Below are 5,314 nucleotides of genomic sequence, written 5' to 3'. Positions count from 1 at the left end.
GAGAAGATCCGGGAGAAGACGCTCAAGGGACGCCGCACCGGACTTGGGATCACAGGTGAGGGGGATATGCTGGCTGCTCTTGGTCTACGCTATGGGACCAAGGAGGCGATCGACTTTGCCGTCAAGGTCCAGCAGACGCTTGCCCTCAGCGCCTATCGCAGCTCCGTCACGATGGCGCAGGAGCGCGGAGCCTTCGAGATCTACGACCCCAAGCGTGAGGCGCATAATCCCTTTATCCTCCGCATCAAGGAGGTCGATCCCAAGCTCTATGAGGATATGGTCAAGCACGGTCGTCGAAACATTGCCTGCCTGACCATCGCCCCCACGGGATCTACCAGCCTGATGACCCAGACCACCTCCGGCATCGAGCCGGTCTTTATGCCGGTATATAAGCGTCGGCGCAAGGTCAATAGCAACGAGGTGGCGGACAGCACTCATCCCACCTTTACTGACGAGACAGGGGATGTCTTCGAGGAGTTTATCGTCTATCACCCAAAGTTTAGGGACTGGATGAAGGCAAGCGGCATCCCCACCGACAAGGAGTACACCCAGGAGGAGATTGATGCCCTCGTTGAGCGTTCGCCCTACCATAAGGCTACCGCCAACGATGTGGACTGGATCTCCAAGGTCAAGATGCAGGGGGCGATGCAGAAGTGGGTGGATCACTCCATCAGCGTCACCGTCAATCTCCCCAATGACGTAGACGAGGAGCTCGTCAACACCCTTTACCTCACTGCCTGGGAAGCGGGCTGCAAGGGCTGCACCATCTACCGCGAGGGGTCGCGCGACGGCGTGCTACTCTCCACAAAGAAGAAGGAAGAGAAGAAGGAACCCGAGCTGCCGACACTTCCATTCACTGCAGACGGGAAGGAGCCTCTAAAGCGTCCTGACGAGCTAGAGGCGGACATCATTCGCTTCCAAAACAACAAGGAGCGCTGGATCGCCTTCATCGGTATGCGTGACGGTCGTCCCTACGAGATCTTCACCGGTATCGATGATGAAGATGAGGGTCTCTACATTCCGAAGCGTGTCACTCAGGGTAAGATCATCAAGGTCTACGAGCCGGATGGATCGAAGCACTACGACTTTGAGTTCTCCAATAAGCGTGGACTGCGCACTACAGTTGCCGGACTGGATGAGAAGTTCAATCCTGAATTCTGGAACTATGCGAAGTTCATCTCCAGCGTCCTCCGCTATGGTATGCCGATCGACCAGGTGGTAAATCTCGTCCGCGGTCTCGACCTTGGAAATGAGAGCATCAATACCTGGAAGAACGGTGTCGAGCGAGCTCTCAGGAGGTACATTACTTCAGGCACAGTCGCAGACGGTCAGACCTGTCCAAACTGCGGCTCTCACCAGCTCGTTTATCAGGAGGGATGCCTGATCTGTAAGGACTGTGGCACCTCCAGGTGCGGCTGATACCACATCTATAATTCATATGACCCGAGGGGGTGTCGATCTTAGCCGATCGACACCCCCTCGGGCTTTATTATAAGGGACTATACGGGAGTTACTTGGGACGTGACACCTCGATCACACCGCCGGAGTCCTTCTCGCTCCTGTACTCTCCTTTGCAGGCGATGCGGATCACCCCGCCGGAGTCTGCCTCGAGGGCTGCCTCATCTGCAATAAGATCCTTGCCGTCAAAGACCCCCGCAGAGTCACACTCCACCTCGGCAAAGCCTGCCCTCCCACGGGCACTTATTCTTGCGCCGGAGTCGACACTGAAGCTTCCTCGCTTTATGTCGCCTCGGATCGCTACTGAGGCACCGGAGTCCGCTGAGGCTGTGAGCCGACCGAAAACTCCCGACACGCTGACCCGACCGCCACTATCAGCCTCTATGTCGATCCTTGGACAGTCACCCTTAATACGGATCTCACCGCCCGAGTCGGCAGAGAGCGATAGCGAGCTAAAGCGGAGATCCTTGTCAGCCATTTTGATAGACGCTCCGGAGTCACACGAGATCTCTCTGATGGCAGAGGGATCCTTGGTCACAATGATGGCGATGCACATGGGCCTTGGCAAGTTACCGAGTAAGTCGCCCCTCCTTGACTTGCGTTTCAGCTCCAGCGAGCCGCTTCTTGAGTTTTTCTTGCAGATGATCTCACCGGGCTCATCGCAGTAGATCTCCACTCGCTCATCATTGCCACGAGCAACCCGGGCGACGATACCATCCTCAATCTCTATCTCAACGGGTGTGAAGCCGAGAGTCACCGTCCTGTCCGATGTGCCTGCATGCGTCAGCGGAGTACTGAGTAGCAGGGCGATCATCGCCATAAGGGATAAGGTCATTGATTTCATAACAAAGTACACTAAGGGTTATCCGATGGTCAAATATAAGCGAATATATAGCATCCCCAAAACGAATCTCAGGGGGCTTGAAGAAAGAATTGTATCGTACCTAACTGGATGTTGGCAGGTAGAGTTTGGTGAATTCTAAACCCGGGTTTAGTGATCACTAAACCCGGTAATAGTGACGACTAATACCGGTAATAGTCCGGCGGTAAGACAGGACGCAGGGCAGTCTCTTGTGGGAGAGACTCCTGTCCCGATAGGGTGGCACTACAGTCCCAATGGGGTGGCACTACAGTCCCGAGGGGATGAAACTCCAGGGGTGGCGCATTTGAGCTTTACAGCTATGCGAAACGCACCTCTTTGAGCGTCTCTCCGCTAGTTGCGCTATCTTATCGGGCGAGTCGGTTGAGTCGGATGGATCGGACGTACCGCGGTGCGCCTCGGAGGGGTGCCTTCTCCCCCACTCTTTGCGATGAGTTGAATGACTTATGTAAAGCTCAAATGCGTCACCCCTGTGTACAAAGCATACGAGAGGGGCTTCCTTTGTGTAGCTTTGCAACATGAGACCTACAGCCGACTATCTGGAAAAAAGATTTGGGAACTTCAATCAAGCTTACTTCGGAGGCACCCTACCCCCCATACCGATCCTGCTGAGCGATGTCAAGAGCTACGCAGGCGTGTATGTCCACCATCGGCATGCCACGAGAGTGCCCCCACACATAAAGATCAATATCCGGATGGATCTCCCCTGCGAGGTGTACGAGGACACTCTGCTCCACGAGATGATCCACTATGCGATCGATCTCTCAGGCAAGCGTGATGATGCGCCCCACGGGACGCTCTTTATGCAGATGATGGAAAGGATCAATATGGAAGGTGGTCGTCACATAAGCGTCTCCCACCATCTACCGAGAGGGACGACCGATCACATCGATCGCCGTCCTCGCTGGCATATAGTTGCGGTACTAACTACCGCCAAAGGTCCTATGGTCAAGGTGTTGCCTCGGATCGCCCAACGCATCCGACGATACTACGATGCCGTCATAGAGTCTCCCGAGATAAGTGAGATCCGTTTATTCAGCACCCGAAACCCTTACTTTAATCGATTCCCGGTCTCCGGAGCCATTACAGCCTATGTAGTAGACGAAGTGAAGCTTATGAGCGAGCTCTCCGATGCTGACCCCTTACCGGACGACCTGTGGAGATAAACGGTATCGGATCAGTAACTGGTAAACTTCAGCTCCAGTCCGGTCGTCTCTACGAGGCGAAACATCGTATTCATGATATGGATCGCCGTCCCGGCAGCCCCCTTCATCAGATTGTCCATTGAGGAGACGATGAGCAGCTTGTCATCCAGCTTGGTGAGGTGGATGAGGGTGTTATTCGTATTCTGCGTGTCTCTCACATCCGGGTATTCGTCCGTTACATAGACAAAGGCTGAGGGATCAAAGAAGTCAGTATACATCCTCTCCGCCTCCTCAGCAGTGAGGGGGGAGTTCATGTATATCGTCGAGTACATTCCCCTATTGAAGCCACCCCGCATGGGGATCATGCTGATCTTCTGATGGAACCCACCCTCCTGCAGATCGGACAGCGTCCTGTAGATCTCGTCCTGCTGGTGGTGAGAGAAGGGGGAGTAGACGTGCATCTGATCGAAGATCGCCTCATAGGAGAGCCCTTTGTCCTTCTCCGGACGGGCAAAGGCCTGAGTCTTGCCGGAGATGCAGTGGATATGGAGGTCGCTCTGCAGGAGTCCCACCCGCGCTAACGGCAGGAGGGGCAGCTCCACCGCCTCGGCAAAGGAGCCGGGGACAGAGACATACTGGGCATCAACGATCTCGTCCTTATAGGCCTCGACTAAGCCGTAGACAAAGGTCTTGTCCGCATCGACGGAGTGACGGTGCTCGTGACCGAAGTCGATCACGCGGATGCCCTCCGGCAGGGGATGACTCTCCAGGAAAGCTCGCGACATACCACTTGGCAGACAGATAAAGAGAACATCAAGCCCATCAAAGTCCGCCTCATCGGTGAAGCGAAGGGTGCGCATACTGTGGAGATCATGATAGAGCTCCGAGACATTCATCCCGCTGCGCCACGGGGAGTAGATCATCCGGAGATCCACATCGGGGTGCTTGATCACGAGGCTGTACAGCTCCGCGACAGTATACCCCTCGCTACCTACGATACCTACATTTATCATGCCTTGCTCTCGTTATAGATTTTTGCCCTCTGCTCCGCCACGACGGGATCCTTCAGGTAGGTATCAAAGTCTGACCGCTTATCAATGATGCCATTGGGTCCCAGCTCGATGATCCGATTGGCAACCGTCTGCATAAACTGGTGATCGTGGCTCGCCATTAGGATGTTACCGGGGAAGTTGATCAGTGTATTATTGAATGCCTGTATGCTCTCCAGATCCAGGTGATTGGTAGGAGAGTCGAGGATCAGGACATTGGCATTGGTGAGCATCATCCGTGCAATCATGCAGCGCATCTTCTCTCCTCCGCTCAGGACCTTCACCTGCTTCTCCAGTTCCTCCCCGCGGAAGAGCATACGACCGAGGTAGCCCTTGAGGTAGACCGCATTGGTGTCCTCAGAGAATTGTGCCAGCCAGTCTACAAGGTTCATCGTGGAGTCGAAGTACTTCCCGTTCTCCAGCGGCAGGTAGGCAGAGGTGACCGTCTGCCCCCACTCGTAGTGTCCCTCGAGGGGCTCGCGATTTCCGTTGATGATCTCAAAAAAAGCGGTCATCGCACGAGGATCGTGTGAGAGGAAGACGATCTTGTCCTCCTTCTCCACATTGAAACTAACCCTCGAGAAGAGCAACTCCTCACCAGATCCGTCGATCGTGGGAGCCTTTGCAGCCAGATCCTCTACGGTCAGGATCTTATTCCCCACCTCTCGGTCGGGAGTGAAGATGATCCCAGGGTAGCGTCTCGTGGATGGCTTGATCTCCTCGACATTGAGCTTATCCAGCATCTTCTTGCGCGAGGTGGTCTGCTTACTCTTGGCCACGTT

4 protein-coding genes and 1 pseudogene are annotated in these 5,314 nt (G+C 54.7%); 2 read left to right on the top strand and 3 right to left on the bottom strand.

What is annotated here, in order from left to right; genetic code table 11:
* Nucleotides 1–1,419: pseudogene (locus Q0F21_RS05090) on the top strand (ribonucleoside-diphosphate reductase, adenosylcobalamin-dependent); the annotation flags it as partial.
* Nucleotides 1,420–1,510: 91 nt separating this feature from the next.
* Here the strand turns inward: Q0F21_RS05090 and Q0F21_RS05085 are convergent.
* A complete protein-coding gene (locus Q0F21_RS05085) occupies nucleotides 1,511–2,302 on the bottom strand; it encodes a DUF2807 domain-containing protein (RefSeq protein WP_297237994.1) in 792 nt (263 codons plus the stop codon).
* A 554-nt stretch (nucleotides 2,303–2,856) separates the two neighbouring features.
* Between Q0F21_RS05085 and Q0F21_RS05080 the strand changes: the two genes are divergently transcribed.
* Nucleotides 2,857–3,504, top strand: a complete 648-nt coding sequence (locus tag Q0F21_RS05080; RefSeq protein WP_297237992.1) for a SprT-like domain-containing protein — start codon at nucleotides 2,857–2,859, stop codon at nucleotides 3,502–3,504.
* A gap of 11 nt (nucleotides 3,505–3,515) precedes the next feature.
* Here Q0F21_RS05080 and Q0F21_RS05075 read toward each other — a convergent pair whose 3' ends face one another.
* Nucleotides 3,516–4,496 carry a hypothetical protein gene (locus tag Q0F21_RS05075; protein ID WP_297237990.1) on the bottom strand — a complete coding sequence of 327 codons (981 nt, stop codon included), beginning with the start codon at nucleotides 4,494–4,496 and terminating at the stop codon, nucleotides 3,516–3,518.
* Nucleotides 4,493–5,314: ATP-binding cassette domain-containing protein (locus Q0F21_RS05070; RefSeq protein ID WP_297237988.1), on the bottom strand; the 822-nt coding region annotated here is incomplete at its 5' end. The genes Q0F21_RS05070 and Q0F21_RS05075, both read right to left, overlap by 4 nt.

The organism is uncultured Porphyromonas sp. (assembly GCF_934359325.1).
Taxonomy (GTDB): domain Bacteria; phylum Bacteroidota; class Bacteroidia; order Bacteroidales; family Porphyromonadaceae; genus Porphyromonas_A.
This window is presented reverse-complemented; position numbering and strand designations above follow the sequence as displayed.